This is a genomic window from Pseudoalteromonas sp. S3785, from assembly GCF_005887365.1.
Taxonomy (GTDB): domain Bacteria; phylum Pseudomonadota; class Gammaproteobacteria; order Enterobacterales; family Alteromonadaceae; genus Pseudoalteromonas.
Window position 1 is genome coordinate 1 of the sequence record NZ_PNCT01000023.1, and the last position, 25,520, is coordinate 25,520.

General features: G+C 41.7%; 21 protein-coding genes and 1 pseudogene. 7 read left to right on the forward strand and 15 right to left on the reverse strand.

Features of this window, described 5'->3' with window-relative positions; translation table 11 throughout:
* The 4 genes and pseudogenes from CWC17_RS06230 to CWC17_RS06245 form a co-directional block, all read right to left on the reverse strand.
* Window positions 1-312: pseudogene (locus CWC17_RS06230) on the reverse strand (IS982 family transposase); the annotation flags it as partial.
* A 72-nt stretch (window positions 313-384) separates the two neighbouring features.
* Entirely contained in the window at window positions 385-693 is a 309-nt protein-coding gene (locus CWC17_RS06235; protein ID WP_138612363.1) for a transcriptional regulator, read from the reverse strand.
* Between the two features lie 151 nt (window positions 694-844).
* Entirely contained in the window at window positions 845-1,555 is a 711-nt protein-coding gene (locus CWC17_RS06240; protein WP_138612364.1) for a winged helix-turn-helix domain-containing protein, read from the reverse strand.
* A 49-nt stretch (window positions 1,556-1,604) separates the two neighbouring features.
* Window positions 1,605-3,332, reverse strand: a complete 1,728-nt coding sequence (locus tag CWC17_RS06245) for a DUF885 domain-containing protein (protein WP_138612365.1) — start codon at window positions 3,330-3,332, stop codon at window positions 1,605-1,607.
* 228 nt (window positions 3,333-3,560) lie between these two features.
* Between CWC17_RS06245 and CWC17_RS06250 the strand changes: the two genes are divergently transcribed.
* Together CWC17_RS06250 and CWC17_RS06255 are read left to right on the forward strand one after the other, a co-directional pair.
* Window positions 3,561-4,148: a DUF4202 domain-containing protein gene (locus tag CWC17_RS06250; RefSeq protein WP_138612366.1), complete on the forward strand. Its 588-nt coding sequence runs from the start codon at window positions 3,561-3,563 to the stop codon at window positions 4,146-4,148.
* Between the two features lie 39 nt (window positions 4,149-4,187).
* Window positions 4,188-4,688 (forward strand): TFIIB-type zinc ribbon-containing protein, encoded by a 501-nt coding sequence (locus tag CWC17_RS06255; RefSeq protein WP_138612367.1) that lies wholly within the window; start codon window positions 4,188-4,190, stop codon window positions 4,686-4,688.
* 111 nt (window positions 4,689-4,799) lie between these two features.
* Here the strand turns inward: CWC17_RS06255 and der are convergent, their stop codons facing one another.
* From der to ndk, 9 genes are all read right to left on the reverse strand, one after another.
* Entirely contained in the window at window positions 4,800-6,266 is a 1,467-nt protein-coding gene (der, locus tag CWC17_RS06260) for a ribosome biogenesis GTPase Der (protein WP_055016097.1), read from the reverse strand.
* 74 nt (window positions 6,267-6,340) lie between these two features.
* Window positions 6,341-7,519, reverse strand: coding sequence for an outer membrane protein assembly factor BamB (bamB, locus tag CWC17_RS06265; protein ID WP_055016096.1), 1,179 nt, complete (start codon window positions 7,517-7,519; stop codon window positions 6,341-6,343).
* Between the two features lie 10 nt (window positions 7,520-7,529).
* Complete coding sequence (locus tag CWC17_RS06270) at window positions 7,530-8,150, reverse strand: YfgM family protein (protein WP_138612368.1); 621 nt, start codon at window positions 8,148-8,150, stop codon at window positions 7,530-7,532.
* A 19-nt stretch (window positions 8,151-8,169) separates the two neighbouring features.
* Window positions 8,170-9,450, reverse strand: a complete 1,281-nt coding sequence (gene hisS / locus CWC17_RS06275) for a histidine--tRNA ligase (protein WP_055020187.1) — start codon at window positions 9,448-9,450, stop codon at window positions 8,170-8,172.
* 396 nt (window positions 9,451-9,846) lie between these two features.
* Complete coding sequence (gene ispG, locus CWC17_RS06280; RefSeq protein ID WP_055016093.1) at window positions 9,847-10,965, reverse strand: flavodoxin-dependent (E)-4-hydroxy-3-methylbut-2-enyl-diphosphate synthase; 1,119 nt, start codon at window positions 10,963-10,965, stop codon at window positions 9,847-9,849.
* A gap of 5 nt (window positions 10,966-10,970) precedes the next feature.
* Window positions 10,971-11,867: a RodZ domain-containing protein gene (locus CWC17_RS06285; RefSeq protein WP_138612369.1), complete on the reverse strand. Its 897-nt coding sequence runs from the start codon at window positions 11,865-11,867 to the stop codon at window positions 10,971-10,973.
* Window positions 11,864-13,759, reverse strand: coding sequence for a type IV pilus biogenesis/stability protein PilW (gene pilW / locus CWC17_RS06290; protein WP_138612370.1), 1,896 nt, complete (start codon window positions 13,757-13,759; stop codon window positions 11,864-11,866). Before pilW ends, CWC17_RS06285 begins: the two co-directional genes overlap by 4 nt.
* Before the next feature lie 126 nt (window positions 13,760-13,885).
* The gene (gene rlmN, locus CWC17_RS06295; protein ID WP_004586995.1) at window positions 13,886-15,016 is read right to left on the reverse strand and encodes a dual-specificity RNA methyltransferase RlmN; all 1,131 of its coding nucleotides are present in this window, start codon (window positions 15,014-15,016) and stop codon (window positions 13,886-13,888) included.
* A gap of 184 nt (window positions 15,017-15,200) precedes the next feature.
* Window positions 15,201-15,632, reverse strand: a complete 432-nt coding sequence (ndk, locus tag CWC17_RS06300; protein WP_004586996.1) for a nucleoside-diphosphate kinase — start codon at window positions 15,630-15,632, stop codon at window positions 15,201-15,203.
* 217 nt (window positions 15,633-15,849) lie between these two features.
* Between ndk and trhP the strand changes: the two genes are divergently transcribed.
* The 5 genes from trhP to CWC17_RS06325 all read left to right on the forward strand — a co-directional run bounded on the left by trhP (window position 15,850) and on the right by CWC17_RS06325 (window position 22,949).
* On the forward strand, window positions 15,850-17,241 hold the full coding sequence (trhP, locus tag CWC17_RS06305) for a prephenate-dependent tRNA uridine(34) hydroxylase TrhP (RefSeq protein ID WP_138612371.1): 1,392 nt from the start codon (window positions 15,850-15,852) through the stop codon (window positions 17,239-17,241).
* Between the two features lie 9 nt (window positions 17,242-17,250).
* Window positions 17,251-17,505 carry a YfhL family 4Fe-4S dicluster ferredoxin gene (locus CWC17_RS06310; RefSeq protein WP_138542380.1) on the forward strand — a complete coding sequence of 85 codons (255 nt, stop codon included), beginning with the start codon at window positions 17,251-17,253 and terminating at the stop codon, window positions 17,503-17,505.
* A 132-nt stretch (window positions 17,506-17,637) separates the two neighbouring features.
* Window positions 17,638-18,963 (forward strand): methyl-accepting chemotaxis protein, encoded by a 1,326-nt coding sequence (locus CWC17_RS06315; protein ID WP_138542379.1) that lies wholly within the window; start codon window positions 17,638-17,640, stop codon window positions 18,961-18,963.
* Window positions 18,964-19,287: 324 nt separating this feature from the next.
* Window positions 19,288-22,215: a TonB-dependent receptor gene (locus CWC17_RS06320; RefSeq protein WP_138612372.1), complete on the forward strand. Its 2,928-nt coding sequence runs from the start codon at window positions 19,288-19,290 to the stop codon at window positions 22,213-22,215.
* 98 nt (window positions 22,216-22,313) lie between these two features.
* Window positions 22,314-22,949 carry a methyltransferase family protein gene (locus CWC17_RS06325; protein WP_138612373.1) on the forward strand — a complete coding sequence of 212 codons (636 nt, stop codon included), beginning with the start codon at window positions 22,314-22,316 and terminating at the stop codon, window positions 22,947-22,949.
* Here CWC17_RS06325 and CWC17_RS06330 read toward each other — a convergent pair whose 3' ends face one another.
* Together CWC17_RS06330 and CWC17_RS06335 are read right to left on the reverse strand one after the other, a co-directional pair.
* The gene (locus CWC17_RS06330; protein WP_138612374.1) at window positions 22,950-24,983 is read right to left on the reverse strand and encodes an EAL domain-containing protein; all 2,034 of its coding nucleotides are present in this window, start codon (window positions 24,981-24,983) and stop codon (window positions 22,950-22,952) included.
* Between the two features lie 3 nt (window positions 24,984-24,986).
* Window positions 24,987-25,520 carry a YfiR family protein gene (locus tag CWC17_RS06335; RefSeq protein ID WP_138542376.1) on the reverse strand — a complete coding sequence of 178 codons (534 nt, stop codon included), beginning with the start codon at window positions 25,518-25,520 and terminating at the stop codon, window positions 24,987-24,989.

Here is a 25,520-nt window from a genome sequence, read left to right on the forward strand (position 1 = left end):
AAAGCGCTGCTTCAGATAGCTACACAGAGCAGGTAACGTGGCCTGAAGTAACTTCAACATACGTGTATAGCTGACTAAATCAGGAAAATAATGTCGCCAATACTGACAAACAAATTTGGTGTAGTAAGTTTTAAAATCGCGATAACCTGATTGATGAAAAGCAATTAATATAGTCATCACTTCGCTAGAAGATAGTCGAGATGGCTTAATGCGTTGCTTTTCACCTGATTCTATTAGGTGTTTAAGCCACTGAGGTTCAAACAATAAACAAAAATCATCGACATCTACGTAAATTGCATCTAAGTTATTCATGCCCTTGCCTCGGTAATCTTATGTTTCTTGGTCGAAAGATCTGATCACCGCAAGGGCATTTAGTTCCATTTCTTATGTGCAGCTCAGGTCAATTAAATAAACAAAAACAGTGAGTGGTAAACCAAGTATAAATAAGGCAATTTTGTACTTATTAGCAATGGTTGATTTAGGTAATATGCTTGCAAAGCAAACGCTCATGGCTAACCAAAATAAAGCTAAAAGTGGTGATATGTTTGATTGAGGGTTAGATAAATCACACGTGCCAAATGTAATACTGGCAATAGATGCGTTGCCTATTTCTATACACTCGTTGCTGTTGATAAGGCTTAATGTAATTACTGTTATGATTAATACTAGTAATAGAGGTAATAAGTGTTTCATATTTTTTCCTTAATTGTTTAATTTTGTGGGCTGCTCTACAGCGCCTAAACAAATTAAAACGATTGGCAAAAAATAACGATAACAAAGCCATTAACTAGTTATTATAAAGTTATAACCATGGTATTACCTTGGTTATAACTTTTATAAGTCATTATGATTCAATAGGTTGTGTTTTTACTTCAGCTATAAGCTGATAACCTCGCTTCATTACAGACTTTATATATTTGGGGTTTTTTGTGTCGTTATCGTTAAGGGCTACACGTAGTTTGCTAATAACTCGCCTAACTGCGGTGTCGGTTACTATTTGATTCTCCCATACATTATTGTGTAACTCTTCAAGGCTAACTATCCTTGGTTGTTGCTCTATTAAATAGCTAAGTACCTGCATGCATTTAGGCTCTAATGTGTAGAGGCTATCTTCTTTAGTTAAAGACTGCTGCAGGCTGTCAAAAGTGTACTCGCCAATTGTTAGCTGATTAACACTCGGCTTTTCAATAACGGGTTCTGCGCAATCATGGTTAGGTTGGGCTTTATTTATTGCGGGGTTTGAATATTTTTTATAAACGCGAGATACCACCATTCCAGTTAAATTCATTAATAGTACTAGTGGGCTCAGTGGGAATGCACATAGGAAAAGTAAATATTTAAACCCTACGTGTATATTTGGCTTATTAAGCATTTGCCCAAACAACACGTTTAAAAGCATCCATATAATAAAATAAGGCGTAAGGGAAATTGAATCTATTTGCTCCCCACAAACGCCATACTTTACTCCCTCCATGTAGTTTGACGCTTCTAAACAAAACGCATTAGCTTGGCTGCTAAATAAAATGAGTGATATAAAAATAAATAGGTGTTTCATTAAAAGTCCGTTTAGAAAAAGGCGGCAAATAATACCGCCCTCATTAATGTTAAATAGCCGGTTTTTGTTGTGCTATCCAATCGTTTATAACGTCTTCAAGTACTGCCATAGGGAGCGAGCCTTGACCTATTACAGTGTCGTGAAAGCTGCGAATATCAAATTGTGTGCCGAGTTCTTTTTCGGCTTTTGCACGTAATTCGCGTATTTTTATTTCGCCCATTTTGTAAGAGAGCGCTTGGCCTGGCCATGAAATATAACGATCTATCTGATCCTCCACCGCGCTTTGTGGCAAAGCGGTGTGGCTTGCTAGGTAATCGATTGCTTTTTGGCGGCTCCAGCCAAAGGCATGAATCCCAGTATCAACAACAAGCCTCACGGCACGCCACATTTCGTAACCTAAACGACCAAAGTCGCTGTATGGGCTTTGATAAAATCCGGCTTCTTTACCTAAACGTTCGGTGTAAAGTGCCCAACCTTCGCCAAATGCTGAGTGGCTAAGTGTGCGTCTAAATTCGGGTACATTTAACTCCATAGCAATGGCATTTTGTAAATGATGCCCAGGTATGGCTTCGTGTAAGCTAAGTGCTTCTAAATTATACAAAGGCTGCAGTTTAGGTGTTGAGGCTAAAAAGTAAGTGCCAGGAGAGCGGTTATCAGCAGGTGGCATATAAAACGCACCACGACTCGCTGAGCCTTTTATAGTAAAGGTATTACGCGGTAAATGGCCAAAGTAAGTGGGGAGTTTGCCATACATTTTTTGCGTGATGAACGCGGTTTTTTCAAGCAAGTCTTGCGCGTCTTTTGCGTAAAATTGCTCATCGGTTGCTAAAAATTCTAAAAACTCACTATAGGTGCCATCAAATTCTACTTCATCGATAATACTTTGCATTTGCGCTTTAATGCGCGCGACTTCTTTAAGGCCAAGCTCATGAATTTGCTTTGGTGTGGCGTTTGTTGTGGTGTAGTAATTAACCGTGTACTTGTAGTAATCAAGCCCGCCTTTAACGCTTGCAATGCCCGGCTGCGTTCTACAATGTGGCATATAGTCATTTTTAAAAAAGTCATAAAAATGCTGATAGGCAGGAATTACTTTATCTTTAATTACAGCTTGGGCTTTTTGTTTTAAGCTTGCTTTTTGCGCTGCGCTAAAGGTATTAGGTATACGCGTAAAGGGCTCGTAAAGCGCGCTGTTTTCGGGGTTGTTAACTATGTGCGCGCTAATGCTTTGGCTGTAATTTTCAAAGGTTTTACAGTAATGGGTAAAGCCTGTTTTTATACCTTCTTTCATTAAATCAATATTTTGCTGATTAAAGCGTGGGTAGTCGGCAAGGCTGATTAAAAATGCGTTGTAATCATCAGCTGTTAAAAAAGCCATGTTAGCGGGCGCTTCTGCAAAGTAAGTATGCCAGCCACTTAAAAAATTAACCGGAAAATACTTATCTTGATAAAGGTAGCTTTGCTGCTCGGTTTCTCGCTCATATTTAAATAAGCGGTAGTTCATTAGCTGATCGTTGTTGAGTGTTTTTGGGTCAATACTGGCTAAGCTTTTTAGTACGCTGCTGTTATAAGCTTGGCGCTTAGCAATGGCTTGCTCGCTCCAATTTGGCAATGTACCGTTCGGCTTCCAGCCGTCTGGGTCGGTACGAAAAAATATTTTTTCAGCTTTGGCGTTTTGCCAGTGGTTATCAATAATGGTTTTTAAATCGCTGTTACTGTCGGCTAGGCTTGGTAGCGACGCAACCGCTAAGCAAATGGCTAAAATACTTTTTTTAAACATATCATTCTCATTTTTAGCGCGTTGATTTTTATTGGTTTACGCACATATGTTATTTTTGTTTCTAAGATAATAACAAGTTAACTTAATCAATGCGCTTACTTTTATAACTTGTACCTTTAGGTTTTACTTTTTGATTGAACAAATTTCACTGCATAACTGATTGGCGCACTAGTTTATTGTTTTATCAGCGTTTAGAATAATTAAAACTTATTATAAAAAATGACCGTCATGTTTAATAAAGTAATCGCCCTAATTGATGAAGCTAACAACCAAGACCCTAATACTGAGCAACTTAATGGTGAGAGTGTTCCCAAAGAAAGCCTTTATGCTACTCGAATGAGCGACATGCTTAGCCGTTTTAACCCAGGTGCTGACGAGCTAATGCAAATTGCAGTGCGTGGGCAGCATATTCAGCGCTGGAAGTCGCCGCGTAGTGACTTTGCAATGAATAAGCAGGGCTATCATCATTGGCGCAGTGCACTTTATATATTTCATGCAAGTAGTGTTGTCGCACTTATGCAGCAAGCTGGGTACGGTGAGACTGAGCAAAACAGAGTGTACGATGCAGTGGCTAAAAAGAATATTAAACATAACCCCGACAGCCAATTAGTAGAAGATGTAGCTAGCCTTGTATTTATTGAGCATTACATGCTCGGGTTTGCTAATAGCAAGCCTGATTACGATGAGCTGAAATGGATAGGGATTATTCGCCGTACTTGGCAAAAAATGTCAGACGAAGCACATGAGTTTGTATTGGCTGGACATATTACATTGCCACCACCGCTTGTTGGGCTTATTCATAAAGCACTTGAGTAAAGTAGTGTAAGTTAAGTATTAAAATAAAAGGATTTTAGAATGTTATGCCCACGCACAAATACCTCTCTTGAGCCGTTATTAATTGGCGGGATTACTGTTTACACGTCAGCACAAGGCGGCGTATTTTTTGATAACAGCCAAATTTTTAAGTTTAGCTCGCCTGAGTTAAAGCATGGCCAGGTGCTACTTAAGTACTTGGGTGAATATAGCGAGAGTGAATACGATGTATCGCAACGAATTAATTGCCCAAAGTGCAAAAAAGTGGTGATGATGCGCCGGTTTTTTTCACCGCTCAAAGTGGTTGAGATAGACGAGTGCCCAGGTTGCGCTGGCATATGGCTTGATAGCGGGGAGCTTGCAAAAATACACGAAAACCATTTAACCCCCAAAGAGCGAAAGCTGTTAGCGCACGAAATGGCAACCAATCATGGGTTTATAACTATTAAGTCGCCAAAATCTAAGTATTACCCCAAAGCGCCCAAAAATACCCAAAACACCACGGTTGAGCGGCTGGTGCAATTAGCATTACTTAATCTTTAATACCAAGCATCAAAATAGCTCACTTAATTAAGTGAATTGGTATAAAGCATAAAAAACGGCGTACTAAAAAGTACGCCGTTTTTTCTTGAAATAAATTAATGCTTATGCAGTTTATTTATTACGGTTTTCTTTTGCAAAGGCACGTATTTTACGTTTTTGCGAAAGCGTTACTTTGTTTGTACGCCCTGCAAATGGGTTATCACCTTCTCTAAATTCAATTTTGATTGGTGTGCCCATAATTTTAAGTGCTTTACGGTAGTAGTTCATCAGGTAGCGTTTGTAGCTATCTGGTAAATCGTGAACTTGGTTACCGTGAATTACAATACGTGGCGGGTTATAACCACCGGCATGTGCGTACTTAAGCTTAACACGACGACCACGAACAAGTGGCGGCTGGTGATCGGCCTGTGCCATGTCCATAATACGGCGTAGCATTGCGGTGCTAATACGCTTAGTTGCTGACTCGTACGCCTCATCAACCGACTCAAATAAGTGGCCAACACCTGTACCATGAAGCGCAGATATAAAGTGTAAGCGTGCAAAGTCGATAAAGCCTAAACGGCGATCAAGCTCTGTTTTAATACGGTCTTTAACGTAATCATCAAGCCCATCCCATTTGTTCACAGCAATTACTAATGAACGCCCTGAGTTAAGCGCAAAACCTAATAAACTTAAGTCCTGATCAGAAATGCCATCGCGAGCATCAACAACTAGTAGTACAACGTTTGCATCTTCAATGGCTTGAAGTGTTTTAATTACTGAGAATTTCTCAACTACGTCGCTTACTTTTTTACGCTTACGAACACCTGCGGTATCTATTAAAATATATTCTTTGTCGTTACGGGTCATCGGAATATAAATAGAGTCGCGGGTGGTGCCTGGCATATCGTATACAATTACACGTTCTTCACCAAGTATACGGTTTGTAAGTGTAGACTTACCTACGTTAGGGCGACCAATAATAGCCAGTTTTACTGGTTTATCGGCAAACGCTTGATGGTCTGTATCGTCGCCTTCGGCTTCTTGATAAAGGTCAATTAATTCTTCGTCATCATCAGCAACGTCTTCGTCAAGCGCGGCAAGCTCAGCAATTACAGGTTGCAGCGTTTGTTCAAGCAATAGTGTTATACCACGGCCATGGGCTGCCGCGATATGATGTACTTCACCTAATGATAATTGGTAAAATTCAGCACAGTTTGAGTCGGCGTCAATGCCATCTGTTTTGTTGGCAACCACAAAGCACTTTTTCTCTTGCTTTCGCAAGTGATTTGCAATGGCTTGGTCGGCTACGGTCATGCCTACGCGGGCATCAACTAAAAACAGCACAATATCGGCTTCTTCAATGGCGAGTAATGACTGATCAGCCATTTCGGTTTCGATGCCTTCTTCGGAGCCATCAATACCACCCGTGTCTACCACGATAAATTCATAGCCATCGTAATTAGCTTGGCCATATTTTCTATCTCGTGTTAAACCTGGAAAATCGGCTACGAGTGCATCACGAGTACGTGTTAAACGGTTAAATAATGTGGATTTGCCCACATTGGGTCGCCCAACTAGAGCGATCACGGGAAGCATAAACTACCTCTTTAAAAAACAACAAAAGGCTTCGCAGTGCGAAGCCTTACAAAAAACCTTTAAGTGTTAGCTAGTTAGTTCGGTATTGTAACCGCGCTAACTTCACCATCACGGGTGTATAAAATTAGCTTGTCGTCGGCTACAACCGGCTCTACAAAAAAGCCCGAGCTGTCAAATTCTTCACGAGATACTAACTCGCCAGTGTCTTTGTTTAACCAATGAAGGTTACCTTCTTGGTCACCTAAAGCTAAGTGGCTACCTGCTACTGCAGGGCCTGTTAGGTACCAACCACGCAGAGCGGGTTGGCTCCAACGTTCAATACCTGAATTTTTATCTAATGCGTAAATTACGCCTTCGCTATCTACTAGGTAAATAGTTTGGGCATCCATCGCTATTTCGCGATAGCTGCTGTATTCACGTTTCCATACAACATTACCTGAGCGAATATCTACTGCTGCTAGGTTACCATTATATGCAATAGCATATGCGTAAGGACCGCTAATAATAGGTTGCGTGTCTACATCCACTAAACGCTCAAATTCTGATGCGCCTTTAGCAACGGCAATTTCTGCGCTCCATGCTGAGTAGCCACTTTCTGAAATAAGCACACTTAGTTTGCCTGTTTCTAGGCCCAGTAACACCCCACCGTTTGCTACAGTTGGCGAGCTTTGGCCACGTAATGTAAGCGGGGGGACTTCTTGTTCAAAGTTCCAGCGTTCTTCGCCTGTATCTGGGTGAAGTGCTAATAATTTACCCGAGCCTAAGTTTACAAAAATTAGGCCATCGCCTGCGGCTGGTTTAGACAGTGCTTCGCCAGGTACATTTTTACGCCATACTTCTTCACCGGTTTCACGGTCAAGCGCAATAATAAAGCCGTGCTCAGAGCCTACGTAAATTTTACCATAAGCTTGTAGTATACCGCCTGATAATTTTGCAGTGCCGTTATCTGACCATGGCCAAAACGATACGTCTTCACGTATGTCGGTTTCCCATAGTGTATCGCCATTAGTAAGCGACAGTGCTTCAATTTGGCCTTCGCGGCTGGCTACATAAATAGTGTCTTTGTAAACAGCAGGCGATAAGCGAGAAAAATAATGCTCTACACCACTGCCAACCGACTCTTGCCACACTACCTCTGTTTCAAACTGATTAACAATTTCAGGAAGTACTAACTCATCTTCGTCATCACTTGATGAGCAACCCATAAGTGTTGCCATGCATAGTGCGAGCGTTGCTGTTGTTATTTTTTTCATACCTAAAACCTTATGCCGCTGGGCTAGTTACTGCTAGGTCGTCTAATTTAATTTGTAATAAAGGGTTTGTAGCTGAGCCCGCTGCTTCAGCCGCTGCTTGGTATGCAGAGCGAGCTTGGTCTTTATTACCTTGCGCAATGTAAATATCGCCTTTAAGTTCTGCTACATTGGCGCTGTATGCTTCTGGTAGTGGCGAGTTTAACGTTGTAAGTGCTTCGTCATACTTGCCTTGTGCAAGTTGAATACGTGCTAAGCGCGTAATGGCAATGGCTTTAAGCTCTTCGCTTTGAGCGTTTGTAACAATCCAGCTTAGTTTTTCACTAGCTAAGTCTAATTTTTTTGCATCAACAGCGTCTTTTGCCGCAACAAAAGCGGCTAAAGTTGCATAGCTTGTGTCTTGGTTGTTTTTAATGAATGTATCGGCCGCGTCAAGTACATCGTCACTTTGTACAAGTGTTGTATATTCGTCAGACGCTTGCTCAGCCGTTGTAATTTGGTTTTGGTTGTAGGCTTTCCAGCCGTATAATCCGCCTAAACCCACAATTACACCTAGCGCAAGTGAAATACCGTTTTCGCGAAAAAAGCGCTTAATGGCTTCTGCTTGTTGTTCTTCTGTTGAATAAATGTCCATTATTACCTCTTAAGTTAGCTTAGCTATTGATAAGCTCAGCTAATAGCGCTTTAGCTTGTTCTAATTCTAGTGTGACTTGCTCTTTACGCTCACGTAAATATTTGATGGTCACAACGCCTTTTTCTAATTCATCTTCGCCGATAATAACAGCCACTAGTGCATCGCTTTTATCAGCTCGTTTTAGTTGTTTTTTAAAGTTACCGCCGCCAGCATGCACCATAACGCGTAAACCTGGCACGTCGCTACGCAATTGAGCTGCAATGGCTGGGGCTTGAATGCTTGCTTTGTCGCCCATTGCCGCTAAATATACATCAGCATTGCGGCGAATGTCACCTACACACTCAAGTGCTTGGAGTAACAGCACTAAACGCTCTAGGCCCATTGCAAAACCCACCGCTGGGGTGGCTTTACCGCCAAGTTGCTCTACTAAGCCATCGTAGCGTCCGCCGGCACATACTGTACCTTGTGCGCCTAAGCTGTCGGTTACCCATTCAAACACGGTGCGGTTATAGTAGTCTAAACCACGTACTAACTTTTCATTAACCGTGTATATGACGCCAGCTGCGTCTAAACGTTCACATAAATTTGCAAAATGTTCTTTTGATTCAGCATCTAAATGCTCAGACAATTTAGGCGCATCCACTAAGATTGCTTGCACGTCTGGATTTTTGCTATCAAGTACACGTAATGGGTTTGAGTACATACGGCGTTTTGAATCTTCGTCGAGTACGTCGGTATGTTGTTCAAGGTAGGCTACAAGTGCATCGCGGTAATCGGCGCGCGCTTCGTTAGACCCTAACGAGTTAAGCTCTAAACGTACGTGCTCGCTAATGCCAAACGCTTTCCATAATTGCGCTGTTAATAATATAACTTCTGCGTCTATGTCGGCTGTGGCAATACCAAATGTTTCTAAACCAAATTGGTGAAACTGACGGTAGCGACCTTTTTGCGGACGTTCATGGCGAAACATTGGGCCCATGTACCACAGGCGCTGCTCTTGGTTATAAAGCAAGCCATTTTGATTACCTGCGCGTACACATACTGCGGTGCCTTCTGGGCGAAGGGTTAGCATGTCGCCGTTACGATCGGCAAAAGTGTACATTTCTTTTTCTACTATATCGGTTACTTCACCAATAGAGCGTTTAAATAAGTCGGTTGATTCTACAATAGGAAAACGAATTTCTTGATAACCGAACGATGCTACTGTCTCGCGTAAAATGTTTTCTACTTTCTGCCAAACTTGCGTGTCGCCCGGCAGACAATCGTTCATACCGCGAACTGCCTGAATTTGTTTTGCCACTGATAAATCCTAATTACTGTTTATGTGTAATAAAAAAATGCTTACACAACAAGAATGCTAAAAATTGACCCGTCATTATATACCCAAATGACCCCATGATGCGAGCGTCGTTTGAATTAAAAGCGATTTAGGCAAGGCATTGATTGAAAGTAATAGTGGTTCTATTGTTAAAATCAATAACGCAGTATAAATCGCTTTTAAACCAACCCGTTGGGCGGTTTACAGACACTTATTCTCATCGTTGTTACTTTTTAAAAGGGATTGCCATTTTTGCAAAGTAACGCCTTGATATTAAGAGCCTGTGAAACGCTGAATTCTGTATCTTGGGGTCGTTTGGGTATCCTCTAGCTATAAAGGTAAACGCCAAACAGCATGGTTTGGCGCTTTATACGGTATTTATTCGACTATTTTAATGTCGATAGGTGTTTGCTGCTCTTTTTGAGCAATAAAGTCGCGCACGTAGCCTTCAAGCTGGTCAACAATGTTGTTGTTATCAATACGCGCTTTTTGACGCTCGCCATTAATGTATAAACCTGAGCGGCGGTTTGCACCGGCAAGGCCAATATCACTCACAAGGGCTTCGCCTGGGCCGTTAACGACACAACCAATTACTGAAACAGACATTGGCTCAACCACATCTTCAAGGCGCTCTTCAAGCTGGTTCATGGTGCTTACGACATCAAACTCTTGACGTGAGCAGCTAGGGCAGGCAATAAAGTTAATACCGCGTGAGCGTATACGCAGCGATTTTAAAATATCAAAACCGACTTTGATTTCTTGAACTGGGTCAGCAGCAAGTGATACACGCAGCGTATCACCAATACCTTCGGCAAGTAACATGCCTAAGCCTACAGCCGATTTTACCGAGCCTGAGCGCATGCCGCCGGCTTCGGTGATCCCTAAATGCAGGGGTTGATCTATTTCTTTAGCAAGTAAGCGATAAGCGCCTACAGCTAAAAATACGTCTGATGCTTTTACTGATATTTTAAATTGGTCAAAGTCAAGGCGGCGTAATATATCTACATGGCGCATTGCTGATTCAAGTAATGCCTCGGGAGTTGGCTCGCCGTATTTTTCTTGTAGGTCGCGCTCTAATGAGCCGCCATTTACACCAATACGAATAGGAATATTATGCTCGCGCGCTGAGTCTACAACAGCTCTAATGCGCTCTTCACTACCTATATTCCCTGGGTTTATGCGCAGGCAATCTACGCCGTATTTTGCCACTTTTAACGCTATGCGGTAATCAAAGTGAATATCGGCTACAAGCGGTATACTAACTTGCTCTTTTATACTTTTAAACGCTTCTGCAGCATCCATTGTTGGTACAGATACACGCACTATATCGGCGCCGGCATCTTGTATTGCTTGGATTTGCGCAACCGTGGCATCTATATCTAGGGTGTCGGTATTGGTCATCGACTGCACGGCAATAGGGGCTCCGTCACCAATAGGCACGTTGCCTACATTGATGCGGGTTGATTTTCTGCGTTTAATTGGAGATTCTGAAAACATAGCGACTACTCTGCTAATGGTAATTTAAATTTGGCTAAACGATTTTTAGGATAACCAGAGATATCAACTGGTTCGCCGTTTAGAGAAACACTAACTACGTCGTGCTTACCTAGCACAACTGAAAAAGGCGGGGTACCGCTTACAGCCATTTTATAGCCTGCTTTTTTTACGCCAAATGCAATGCGCTCACCCTCGCCATCGTGTATTTCTACCCAGCTCTCATCGTTAAACACCATGTTAATTGTACTGGTGTTACTTTGCGTGTCGGGCTCGTTAGTGGCTGCTTGGGTGTCAGCGGCAATAGGCGCCGTGGCATTAACGGCTTCACTTAAGGGGACTTGTTCAGCACTTATAGGCATTACCGCCGGTGTGCGCTCAATAGCCTGTGTTGCTTGCATTTGAGAGGTGTTCTGACTTTCGTTATTTAGCGCGTTGTTAGTTTGCAGGTTATCTAAAACTGAATTTTCAATATTGATTGTGCTTGTTTGCTCATCGATAGGGGTGGCATTTTGCCAAAACCATAAGGCAGATGAGCCAATAACAATGGCTAAAATAATGTAGCTCACCAGCATTAGGCGGCTGTCGTGGGCTTCTTTTTCTGTGCGGCGCGAAAAGCTTTGCATGTTAGCCGGCTTTGTAGGCTCAGGCGGTGCAGGCAATCTGGCTAATATAGGGGCGCTATCGACGTGTAGTTCACGGCAATAGTTTTTAATGTAGCCTTTTACAAAGGTAATAGGGCCTAATGTTTGATACTGATCGCTTTCTAAGCGTTGTAATTGAGAAATAGAAAGCTTAAGTGGGCCAGTAAGTGACTCTAAGCTTACATTAGCCTGCTCTCTGTGCGCTTTTAATAGTTGCCCAACACTTGGCTCATCGCTTTGTTGCGTAGTTTCTTCTGTCATAATAGGTACGAATTTGGATCCACTAGTAATAGTCTGTGCCCAGGTGTAAGTTCTATATCTGGGCTTAATTTATTCCATCGCATTAATTCATCAATTAATACATGCCGCTGGGTAGCTATGTCGTAAAGGGTATCGCCAGCTTTAATCTCGTAATAAATATTAGGATCGTTTAAATAAATTTTACTTCCGTTGATAACACGATCCGACTCCTTTAGACCATTCCACTGCAGGAGTTTTTGTAGTTTAACATTGTATCGCACTGAAATGCTAAATAGGTTTTCACCAAACTCAATAATATGAAAAGGCACCTTTAAAGGGGGGACTTTTGGATTAAGCATTGGTGGCACTTGTTTTACACTTGGTTGATAGTTTTTGAGTGTAATGTCTTGGTTGTCGCTGTATGAATTACCACTAAATACAGCGCTGTCTTTTTTAGCCTCGTAAAATACAACTGCATTATTTAAGCCCGTATTCTGGGGGCCATTTGCAGCAGAACGTGTATTTTGTGGAGTATTAAAGTTAGCTTGTTTTGGTGCGCCAAATGAAATTATTTTTACTTCGTCATCCTCTTTAGCTGTTTGTGTAGTGGCAGTTTTTGGCGGCTCAGCTGTGGTTTTAGCCGTGTGTTGCGCTTGGTGATCCGTTGTTAATGCCATAAGCACGGCTGCGGTATCTGTTTTAGACTCTGCAGGTGTAGGCTTGTTTACCTCTTGGGCAGGTTGTTCTTTGTTAGTTTCAGGCGCTTGGGCAGTATTTTTTACGGTTGGAGCCGCTGCCGCAGCTGGCACCACAGCTTTAGTTGTTGTAACTACTTTAGTTTGCGCGGGTTGTGGGGCTGGCGTGAGAGTGTTAGCGTCATCACTTTGCTCAGCTACGCTTTTTTGTTTGTTTACAGCTGCGATGGTTGCCTGCGCGCTTGGCGCCTCATTTAATACTGAGCTTGAAGGCTCAACCCCTGGGGAAATTAAGCTGGTCGAATTATCGGTAGTTGGGCGTTTTTTACGAATAATTTTAATTTTTGGTTGCTCAACCCTAATTTGCTCTTCGCCGTACTGCTCTTGAAGCTCTTCAAGCTGCGCTTTACGGTATTTTTCGCGTAGAATTTCAAACTCAGTTTGTTTGGTACGATTATCGCGAATAGCATAGGCTTGCTTACTTGTCGGGTAAGTTTGCATTATAGTAGCGGCAATTTTTTCTGCTTCTTCTATTCTGCCCATACGCTGCTTAATTAAATAACCAAGCAATAAAGCCCGTGCAGACACTCGGCCGGTGTCGTCATGGCGCTTTAGTACTTCGCTGGCTTTATGCAAATCGCTTTTAGCATAAAAAAGGGCGGCTAAGCTTATTAGGGTCGATGTACGTTGCGAGCTGTGATTAAGTGCTTGTTTAAAGTAACTCTCTGCATTTTCAAAGTCGTTAAATTCAATGGCACATAATGCAAGGTTTTCGTAGCTTTCGGCAACGCGTATATAGCTTGGGATATCAATTGCTTTTAAAAACTGATCGGTTGCGCGATCATACTCTTTAATGCTACATAAAAACACACCGTAGTTATTAAGCGTATTCGGATCGTCAGGCTTAATTGCTAATGCTTTTTGATAGGCTTTATCGGCACGCTCTTTTTCGCCTACTTGTTGGTAATAATAAGCAAGAGAGTAATGAACTTCAGGCAGATTAGGGGCAAATTCTATAGCTCGCTCAAGGTTATACTTTGCTTGCGAGTTGTTGCCTGTTTCTAAATATTGTAAAGCGAGGGCGATACGAGTGCGTGCTGCGCCTGCATTATTGATTTTGTTTTCGACGACGGGTTTGTCACTGCCGTTATAACTACTTTCACTTACACATCCGCTAAGGGCTAGTGTTGAAAGTGTTAAAGCAAGTAAAGATCGCATTACCTTGTCTCTGTTTTTCTATCCATAGCGCCTATCTTACCTAAAACCTTTAGTGTTGCATCATTTATTTAAAAATAAACAACTTAACCACCCTGTATAGGGAAAATACACAGGGTGGTGGCAGGCTTATGCTTGCTGAATATTTACACTAATGGCGTTATCGTCGCGCATTTTCTTTTTCGCCATACGTTTTGTACGGTCAACAACATCGCCAGCTAATTGCCCACAGGCGGCGTCAATATCGTCACCACGGGTACGGCGCACAATACACGTAATACCCGCTGCTTGCAGTACTTTAGAAAAACGGTCAATACGGCTGTTGCTAGAGCGTGTGTATTCGTTACCTGGGAACGGGTTAAACGGAATAAGGTTAACCTTAGAAGGTGTACCTTTAAGCGTTTTAACCAGCTCATGGGCTTGGTCGGTGCTGTCGTTAACGCCATTTAGCATAACGTATTCAATGGTTACGTCTTTATTGGCTTTAGAGCCATCGATATAACGACGGCACGCCGCTAAAAATTCTTCAATAGGGTATTTTTTATTAATTGGTACAAGTACGTCACGCAGTGCGTTATCGGGTGCGTGAAGTGAAATAGCAAGTGCGACGTCTATTTTTTCTTTTAGTAAATCAAGCGCAGGTACAACGCCTGAGGTACTTAATGTTACGCGGCGCTTAGATAAACCAAAGCCCCAGTCGTCCATCATTAGTTCCATTGCTGGCACGACGTTTTTAATATTAAGTAGTGGCTCGCCCATACCCATCATTACTACGTTGGTAACAGGGCGTTTTTCGCTGTTGCCATCAAGGCCTATGTCTTTAGCTACGCGCCAAACTTGGCCAATAATTTCCGATACTTTAAGGTTACGGTTAAAGCCTTGTTGCGCAGTTGAGCAAAACGTACACTCAAGGGCACAGCCCACTTGTGAAGATACACATAAAGTGGCGCGGTCTTTTTCTGGGATCCATACCGCTTCAACTTCTTGGCCGCCATCGAGCACTAAAGCGTACTTAATAGTGCCGTCGCTTGCTTGCTGGCGCACTGAGATTTCTGGCGCAACAATTTCGCATTCGTTTTTAAGCTTTTCTTTAAGCTTTTTATTAACGTTGCTCATATCGTCAAAGTTATCAACGCCAAAATGATAAATCCATTTCATCACCTGGTCGCCACGAAATGGCTTTTCACCGAATGATACAAACAGCTCGCGCATTGCATCTCGGTTTAAATCTAATAAGTTAATCTTTTTTTGCTCGGTCATGAAACAACCTCAATCGGTGACGGTGGAGATAAAATTTACAAGGATAAATTGTACACAATTCACCCACTTTAATCATTAAGTAAAATATCAAAAATGTACTTAAGGATACTTTACGTAATGACTAAAAAAGGGCTCGAAAGCCCTTTTCTTACTTTGCATTACAGCGTTAGCTGTAAAACTCGAATTAACGAGTACGTGGGCAAAGCTCTTCGTCAGCGAAGAAGTACGCGATTTCGCGAGCAGCAGATTCGACAGCATCAGAACCGTGAACAGCGTTTTCGTCGATGCTATCAGCGTAGTCTGCACGTAAAGTACCTGCTAGTGCTTCAGCTGGGTTAGTAGCACCCATGATTTCGCGGTTTTTAAGAACAGCGTTTTCGCCTTCAAGAACAGTAACCATTACTGGGCCAGATGTCATGAAAGATACTAAAGCACCGAAGAAAGGACGCTCGCTGTGCTCTGCGTAGAAACCTTCAGCTTTCTCTTTTGAAAGGTGAACCATTTTAGCTGCAACGATTTTAAGACCCGCAGTTTCGAAACGGTTGTAGATTGCGCCGATGTGGTTTTTTGCTACTGCATCAGGTTTTACGATTGAGAAAGTACGCTCTAAAGCCATCTTTATGCTCCAATAATTTTTAAATAAAAGTGTGAATATTTACGGGCGCGAATTATACGCGTTTTAATTGAAAAAACCTAATTTTATTAAAAACCAGTTTGGTTGCAGTTTTATGATCTTGATCAAAAGCACATTGTTTGGCGCATTTATAATGCCGCGCTTGTAAATTAATTAATCACATAGCCGATGAGTACTCGGTTAGCTGTATGGAGCGTTTATGCCAGCTGGTTCTTCTATCACTGCTTTTATACCTGAGCTGTTATGCCCTGCGGGGAGTTTAAAAAACATGCGCTATGCCTTTGCATATGGAGCTGATGCCGTTTATGCCGGCCAGCCTCGCTACAGCTTGCGGGTACGCAATAACGAGTTTGATTTAAAGACACTACAAATAGGCATTAATGAAGCCCATGCGCAAAATAAAAAGTTTTATGTGGTCTCTAATATTGCGCCGCATAACAGCAAAGTTAAATCGTATTTACGTGATATAGAGCCGGTGATTGCGATGGGGCCCGATGCGCTGATTATGTCAGACCCTGGCTTAATTATGTTGGTACGTGAAAAATGGCCCACTATGCCTATTCATTTATCGGTGCAAGCAAATGCCGTTAATTATGCAAGCGTGCAGTTTTGGGCAAAACAAGGTATTGAGCGGGTTATTTTATCGCGCGAACTTTCGCTTGAAGAAATAAAAGAAATTCGCACACTATGCCCAAACACTGAACTTGAGGTGTTTGTGCATGGTGCATTATGTATGGCGTACTCTGGGCGTTGTTTGCTCTCAGGTTATATAAACAAGCGCGATCCAAACCAAGGTACGTGCACCAATGCCTGCCGCTGGGAATACGACGTTAAACTAGGTGTTGAGAATGAAACGGGTGAAATGGTTCATAGAATTGATCCTAAATCAGTGATACCAACGCTTGGTGAAGGTGCGCCAACAAATAATATTTACATGCTTGAAGAGCAAGGACGCCCTGGTGAGTATATGCCCGCCTTTGAGGATGAGCATGGCACCTACATTATGAATTCAAAAGACTTACGCGCCGTACAGTATGTTGAAAAGCTAACAGAAATGGGCGTACATAGTTTAAAAATAGAAGGGCGAACTAAGTCGTTTTATTACGTTGCCCGCACTGCGCAAGTTTACCGTAAAGCAATTGATGATGCGGTTGCAGGTAAGGCGTTTGATCCTAACTTATTTAAAACACTCGAAAACTTAGCGCATAGAGGCTACACCGAAGGCTTTTTAAAACGCCATGCTCATCAAGATTACCAAAATTACGAATATGGTCATTCGGTATCGACTAAGCAGCAATTTGTAGGAGAGGTGTTAGGGCGCGACGAAAAGGGGTTAGTAAACATAGATGTTAAAAACAAATTTTGTGTAGGAGATTCTTTAGAGCTAATGACCCCGCAAGGTAACATCACATTTGTACTTGATAGCATGCAAAACAAACAGGGCGAAAGGATTAGTGATGCAAAAGGGTCTGGGCATAGTGTAAAAATACCATTAGATGAGAGCATTAATGTAGAGCATGCCATTTTGATGCGTAATTTAGATGAGCAGCAAGATACGCGTAACCCTTATAAAAAAATAGCAAGTGTGTAAGGGATAGGCATGGCACTACTTATTAGTGATAAATGCATTAACTGTGATGTATGTGTAGATGAGTGCCCCAACAGCGCGATTTTTATGGGGGAAGAAATCTATCAAATAGACCCAAATAAATGCACAGAATGTGTGGGGCATTACGATAAACCCACTTGTGTCATAGTGTGCCCTATCAATTGTATTAAAAGCGACCCTTTAAATAAGGAGTCACTTGAGCAGCTCGCACAAAAGTATGTAAACCTTGTTGAAAGTGATAGCTGAACACATAAAAACAAGCATATGCTTAAAAATAGAGTAAAAATTTAGCTTAAACTACTTATTAATTATCGCGTTATCATTAATACCTTCTATACTGGAAGTAACTTGATTTAGTGTTTTTTGGTAGGGAAATTAATGTTTTTTTCAAAAGGTAAGCAAAACGAAATAGCCGCTTTAAAAGCCCAGCTGTATCCCTTGGAGCAGGTATGGGAAGGGCTTTACAAAGAAATGCTGGTACTTAATGTACTTTATGATGGGCGCATTTCGCATGCTAACGATAACTTTTTAAACGCATTAGGTTATAACGAAGATAATTTAACAAATAATCAGTTAGGCGATTTTATTTCTGAGCAGTCGCGGTTATCACCTGAATACGAAGAACTTGAAAAAGCATTCCAAAAAGAAGGCCACTGGAGTGGTGCCATAGAGTTTATACGCCAAGATGGCAATGCAGAATGGCTAAGGTTAATAGTGCACCCAGTGGTGGGCGAGCAAAACCAGTTATTGTATTTTTCTGTGTTTGGCACTGTACTTACCAAAACGATTGCGACTTCTCGTGAGCAAAGCGACACAATAAAAGCGATTTATCGCTCTATGGCCGTGATTGAGTTTGATTTAGCGGGGCACGTATTAACGGCAAACGATCAGTTTTTGTCGGCCATGGGGTACAGTGAATCAGAAATAATAGGTCAGCATCACCGAGTGTTTTGTGAAACCGAAGAAGCTAATTCGGCTGAATACCAAGCATTTTGGAGTAAATTAAGGCAAGGCCAATTTATTGCAGATAGGTTTAAGCGGATAGATAAGTATGGCAACGTGATTTGGTTAGAAGCGACTTACAATCCAATATCAAATGATGCGGATCAACTTTATAAAGTAATGAAGTTTGCCACCGTAATTACTGAGCAAGTAAACCGCGAAATTGCTATATCGCAAGCTGCCGAAATTGCCTACGGCACCTCTACAGAGACAGATAAAACCGCAGAGCGTGGTAGTAGCGTGCTACAAGAAACAGTTTCTGTTATGAATGAGTTAGCCGTAAATATGGAGCAAGCCGCTAATGAAATATCGGCACTTGATCAGCAGTCACAACAAATAGCCAGCATAGTGCAAAGTATTAGTAGTATCGCTGAGCAAACCAATTTGCTTGCCCTTAATGCCGCAATAGAGGCTGCGCGTGCAGGAGAGCAAGGGCGCGGGTTTGCTGTAGTAGCTGATGAAGTAAGGCATTTGGCGTCAAGAACATCAAAAGCAACAGAAGAAATTGTGGAAGTTGTGCAGCGCAATCAATCCCAAACTCAAAGTACAGTGGCCGTTATTGAGCAAGGTAAAGAAAAAGCCGAGCAAGGTTTAGCGCTTTCTAAAGAGTCCGGTGATGTTATGGCTGAAATCCAAGATGGAGCACAAAAGGTAGTAAATGCGGTGGGGCAATTCACAAGCCAATTAAACTCTAATAGTTGATTGGCTATAGTGCGATAAAAAACAAGCATATACTAAAACCGCGTTCGCGGTTTTTTGCTTTATGGCGTATTTTACACAATACCCTAGGCGTTTTTTTACACTTAAAACAGCGTTTAAAACTAGCCATATAAACCAAATAGGCTCTAGGTAGTGAGGTGTAAGTCAGTTTTTAAATCATGATAAGGGGAAATTAAGCCATACGTTAACAATAGATTAAGTTTCGCCATGTAAACTTTGCGAAAATTTACTATTGCGTACCTCAATACGTTGACGGAATCACTTATTTGCTTAGCTAAAAGCAACATAAATGGAATAGCTGTAAAAATGATTAATTGCCCACGTCATTACCCCTTTTCTAAAATATATAAATCTTTGTTTTGTGTATCCCTTATTAGCTCAAGTTCGCTTAGTTTAGCCGATGGTGTTACCTCACAAAACGCTAAAACTCAGCTTAAAAAAAACATGGAAGTAATTGAAGTGCGAGGAATACGCACAAGTATGGCTGAGAATTTAGATGTTAAGCGGATGTCTGGCTCTGTGGTGGATGCAATTACAGCCGAAGATATCGGGAAATTTCCTGATAAAAACGTAGCGGATTCGTTGCAGCGAGTGCCCGGTGTTGTTATTGAACGCGACGGCGGAGAAGGGGCATCGGTTAGTATTCGCGGCTTATCATCTGAGCTTACATTTACTCAGCTTAATGGCAATTTTATAGCGTCATCACCCGGGGAGCCTTCTCGTTCGTTCGATTACACTTTACTGCCCTCTGCCATGATAGAAAGCGTAGAAGTGTATAAATCGCCAGAAGCACGTTTAGATGAAGGCGGCGTGGGTGGCACAGTATTGATGCATAGCCGCAAGCCTTTAAGCATGGAGGCAAACTCAGGTGTATTTAATGTTGAATCCACTTACGCTGATGTAACAAAAGAATACGAGCCGCAATTTACTGGCTTATATTCTTGGAAAAATGACGACGACACCTTTGGCGTATTAGTGGGTTATACCTATCAAGAGCGTACTAATCGCACATTAACAGGCAGCACCGATGCCAATGTATGGCGTTACACTGGTGACGGCCAACCTACTGATATTAATGGAAATGCCGTTGATAACAATAATGGCTGGGATACTATTAATGATGCCAGTGGTAATCGTTATGATGGCGTGTGGTTTCCGCAGGTAGTACGTGGTTCAGTGCTTAATGAAAAACGTGAGCGTGAAGGTATTCAATTTAGTACGCAGTGGCGACCAACTAACAACTTAGAGCTTGGCTTTAACTACTTTGGGTTTACGCTTGGGCAAGACAGAACTGAATCAGTCATTGATATACCAGAATGGTCACTTAATCCTGATTTTTTAACCGCCGTTACACTTGATCAAACAGGCACTATTGCAACGGGTATGCAATATAATGCCAGTGCTAGCGGTGTTGAAAACGATATGCAGTTTCCGTGGATGCGTGGCAGTTATGTACGCGAAGAGTCTACCTCCGATACGTTTGATTTTAATTTAACCTACGAAGGCGATACCTTTAAAGCACGTTTTGTTATTGGTAACACTCAATCTGAGGGTGGGCCTGAAGAAAGCTGGGAAGCCGCATATAAAAGCTCAAACGCTGGTGAAAACCAAGCCGTTATAGAAAATGCAGCTCAAACAGCTGGCTGGTCAATAGCGCAAGATAATGTATCACTTAATATTGACCCAAATACATTCGCTAACTTGCAAAGTGGTTTGGGCGGCGGCCGTGATGCTGGCTCGTCAAATTCAAGCTTTGTTCGCAGTGAACTCGAGGAAGATTATTACCAGGCCGACATCGACTTTTATGTTGATTGGGGGTTTTTAAAAACCATTAGAACCGGTGCTAAATATCGCCACGCTAACTTACACCGCGAGACCGGCAATACGTTTTTTGTAGACTCTAACTTTGATATTGCTGCAGGTGAAGCGAGTGAGCAAGGCATAACGCAATTTGATAGCTATCAATGGAATGGCGGTATGCCACTGGCCGAGGAGGTGTTTATTAATCAAACCAATATAGTGGGCGGGTTTAACATAAACCAAATGCCCAGCATAGATTGGGATAAATACCGAAATTTAGTAACAAACAACTACACACCTTATACCCGCATAGAAGATAATTTTGTATACGATATTGAAGAAAAAATATCAGCGTTTTACATTCAAGGCGATTTTGAATTGAGTGACATTAGGGGTAATTTAGGTGTGCGCGTAGTACAAACTAAAACATTAACCTCTTCTACCGATTTATATACTTATCAACGTGATCACACCAATGATGAAACAGGCGAGCCGGTAACTGGCGATGCGCGTTTTGTAGAAGACTATCAGTTGGTTACACAAAAAAACACCGACACACAAATTCTACCCAGCTTGAATATAGCGTGGGATGCCACCGACGATTTAGTGATTAGAGGCGCTATTGCTAAAGTGATGGCGCGACCAGATTACAGCGATTTAGGCTCGCAGCAGCGTATTACGTTTGTATCAAATGAATGGGCAGATGACAGAGCTGCATTTAACGAGCTTGCAGGCTTTAGTGGCAGTGGCGGTAATAAAAATTTAAAACCTTTTGAATCAGTGCAGGCCGATTTATCTATTGAATATTATTACGCCGAGGGCTCAGCATTCGGGTTAGCGCTGTTTCATAAAAAGGTTGATAACTTTGTTGTGCCGCTGGTAATAGATATGCAGCAAGAGTTTGCAGGCAAAGAAAATATAGTAGAAAGCGGGGTAATTACCGTTGCGCCATACAGCACCGTGGGTAACGGCACTGATGCAGTATCAAAAGGGGCTGAAGTATTTATACAACATGCATTTGCAGGTGGTTTTGGCTTTTATGCTAATTACACCTATAACAAAACCAATAAAGCCGATGTAAGTGTAAATGGTGAAGAATTTGGCCAATCGCCATTAATTGGAAGCGCTAAATACCAATACAACACCTCCGCTTATTACGAAGGCGAGTACTTTACTCTTCGCGCGTCGTACAATAAACGCGGCGAAACAGTACTTGGCTTAAACAGTGGTTTAAATGTATATCAAGACCCTTACGAGCAAGTTGATGTAAATGCCGCCATTAATATATCTGATAGCTTAAGTTTAACAGCCTCTGTTATTAATTTAACTAAATCGGAAACTGTTACGCGTTTAGGTAATGATACCGATGCGCGTTTATTAAGTTCAAGTTACTCAGGTAGGCGCTACTACGCGGGTATAAATTATAGTTTTTAGGTAAAAACCCACTATACGTTTTTAGCACACTAACCTTGTTAATAAATAGCATGGCTATTATGATGAAATTATTATAAAAGGATGAAGAAAATAAATTAATGAGCTACCAACCGTTTATAGATGATTCTGCTTCGCTAATCGAATTTACGCGTGTGTATTTAGCGCTTTTTTATACGTTTGTGGCGGGGTTTTACACTGTTAGAATTATTTATAAAAACCGTTCTACGCCTGCGGGTGTTATTTTTCCTGGCGCTAAGTTTTGTACTAGCTGGTGGAATCATATGGCGTTTAAGTTTTTTCGGGCTGCTATATGGTTAGTGTGTGTGCTGCGTGTGTTTGTACCTGCCACCGACAACTACTTAGGTATGTTTAATTCCTTAAATGGGTGGCCAGGTGTTATGTTTGGCAATATTTTGCTCACGGCGGGCTTTACACTTAGCATGGTGGTGCATTTTCATATGGCGTCACTTTGGCGCTCGGGTATAGATCCAAATGGACCGCAAACGCTTAAAACCACAGGCTTATATAGTTTTTCGCGCAATCCCATGTATGTAGGTGTGGCAACTGCTCAGCTGGGATTCTTTTTAGCCTTACCGAGTGTATTTAGTTTAATTTGCTTGGCCGTGGGCTTAATTGCACTTTATAAACAAATAGTGGTTGAAGAAGCACATTTAGCAACACGCTTTAATAGTGACTACCTAAACTACAAGCAAACCGTACCGCGCTGGCTGTAATTATTCGGTGGTGGCTTTTATTTGCAGATGGCTATTTATAAAGTTTTGCTTTGAAAGTGGCTTTGAATATAAATAGCCCTGAATATAGTCACAGCCCAATGCAATTAATTGCGCTTGTTGAGTGGGTGTTTCTACCCCTTCGGCGACCACTTCTACCCCTAAGTTATGCGCCATTGTAATTATGGCTTTAATTAGCGCTATACTGCTACTATTGGCTTCAATATTTTGTACAAACGATTGATCTATTTTAAGTATATCAATGTCTAATTGTTGCAGGTACGCAAGCGATGAGTAGCCAACACCAAAATCATCAATGGCAATGTCTATATCAAGCGCGTTAAGCCGCTTTAAATGGTGTTGAATTGCGTTATCTGGGTCCATTAAGCTGTTTTCAGTTATTTCAATTAGAATCGTGTGAGGGGGCAATTTATAAAGTTTGCATGCCTCTACCCACTGTGTAACCCACACACCGTCGCGGTCAATTTCTAAAGGTGAGGTGTTTACACTAATTTGCACCGGTGTATAACTTAGTTTATTAAACTCTACAGCATCGCGAACAGCTTGCGATTTAACCCATTCTCCTAGCTCTTTTATTAAGCCATTTTGTTCTGCTACATCAATAAATTCGGCAGGGCCAATAATGCCTTTTTTTGGATGATTCCAACGGATCAGCGCTTCCGCTTTTTTTAGCGTATGTGAATGTGGGTCCCATATTGGTTGGTAGTAAAGTTCAAACTGGTTTTTATGCAAGCCGATGCGTATCTCTTCTATAAGACGACGTTTTTCAATAGCGAGCTCTTCCATTTCATAGGAAAAAAATTCGAACCTATTGCGCCCCTTACTTTTTGATAAATACATTGCTTGGTCGGCTCGTTTGATCAACGTTTCTACCGAGTCGCCGTCTTGTGGGAAAAATGCCACGCCCATACTTGCAGTTACCTGAACATGCTCGTTTTTAATAGTTATGGTTCGGGTAAGGCTTTTCATTACATCGTGAGCTATATGGGAGACCGTTGTTGTATCGTTTACTCCTTTAAGTATAAGGGTAAATTCATCACCGCCTAAACGCGCCACAATATCTTGCTGTTTTAAGCAGCGGCGAAGTCGCTTAGCCACCTCGCGGAGTAATAAGTCACCAAAGTCATGGCCTAAGCTATCGTTTACCTCTTTAAAGCCATCTAAATCAATAAACACCAAAGAAAATGGTTGCTCAGGGGGACTTACAAGTTGTTGCAGGTGCTCGTAAAAGTAGCGGCGGTTAGGTAGGTCGGTTAGGCCATCTTGATAAGCATATTGATGCAATTGAACATTCGCATTTTCGAGCTCTTTTGTTCTTCGTTTTACTTGGCTTTCAAGTAGGTTATCGCGCTGTTCTATAGTGTGTAGCATGGTATTAAAACAGCTGGTTAGTTTACCCACTTCGTCCTTTGAAAGCTCTTTAGCTCGTAAACTATAGTCGTTAGATGAGGTTATCTGTTCCGCAGTTTGTGCTAAATATAAAATGGGGTTTAAAAAACGTTTTCTAAGCATTAGCGATACAAGCAAACTTAAAATAAAGCTAAAAATCATTAATATAATAATAAACCGACCATAAAAAGCAGCTCTGTTGTCTAGGTCACTGTCGTCGGCGCGCACAATAAGTGTACCATAGCGCTGTGCATCAATTTTTAGTGGTGTTTTTACTTCTGTAGTATGCGCAGCTGAGTTTTCTTTATTGTATTTAGGTGCTGCAACGCTTGCGAGTTGTTGGCTAAAATTGTCTAGCACTTCTACAGAAACAATGTCGGAGCGCATTAATAGCGGCTCAATGAGCTCTTTAATGGCAGCAATATCGTAAAAAATTAAGGCCGTACTTATATTGGGAGCCAATATTTGAGATAGCGATTTTAGGCTTTGCGTTTGTTCTTCTTTAGCTGTTTTGAGCTCATACGCGCTAAAAACAGCAGTAACGGTAGCGGTAGAGATAAGCGCAACACTCATTAAAATAAACAGCAGCTTTTTGCTCATTGAGTTAAGCGAGAAGTAGTTTTTCATTATTTACCCCTCAACTACACGAGCTAGGCGAAGCACTTTTGAGCTCATAGTAATGCCTGCTTTTTTGAGCTTGTTAGGGGCAACTTCAAAGCGTACCTTACTACTTGATAGAAAAAATCGAATATGTCCATTTGCGGCTATAAAGCCATCGGTTTCGCCAACTACCATTGTATTTTTTAACTCAAGGGCAGAGTGAGCCTCTAACCATAATTTGTAGGTATTATCGGTAATAAAGACTATATCACAGTCCTCAAGTACGGTTCTCTTAAGGGGGGTGTATTTATTACGTAGGTAGCGATTATGCACTTTGCGATTTTCTAAAGCGGCATTGGCTATGGCTATAAATTGGCTATCGGGACTACAGATTAAAAAATCGGGCGTGTTTTCTTTAGCTGATTGCCATTGGCCTAATCGGGCAAAGTTATATAAAAAGCCTGCTTTAAGTACATATTCTTTTTGCACAGCAAAGGCGCTTGGGCTTGTACAAAGCCCAAGGCATAAAAATAGGTAAAGCAGTCGATTTAAAAGCTTAAGCAT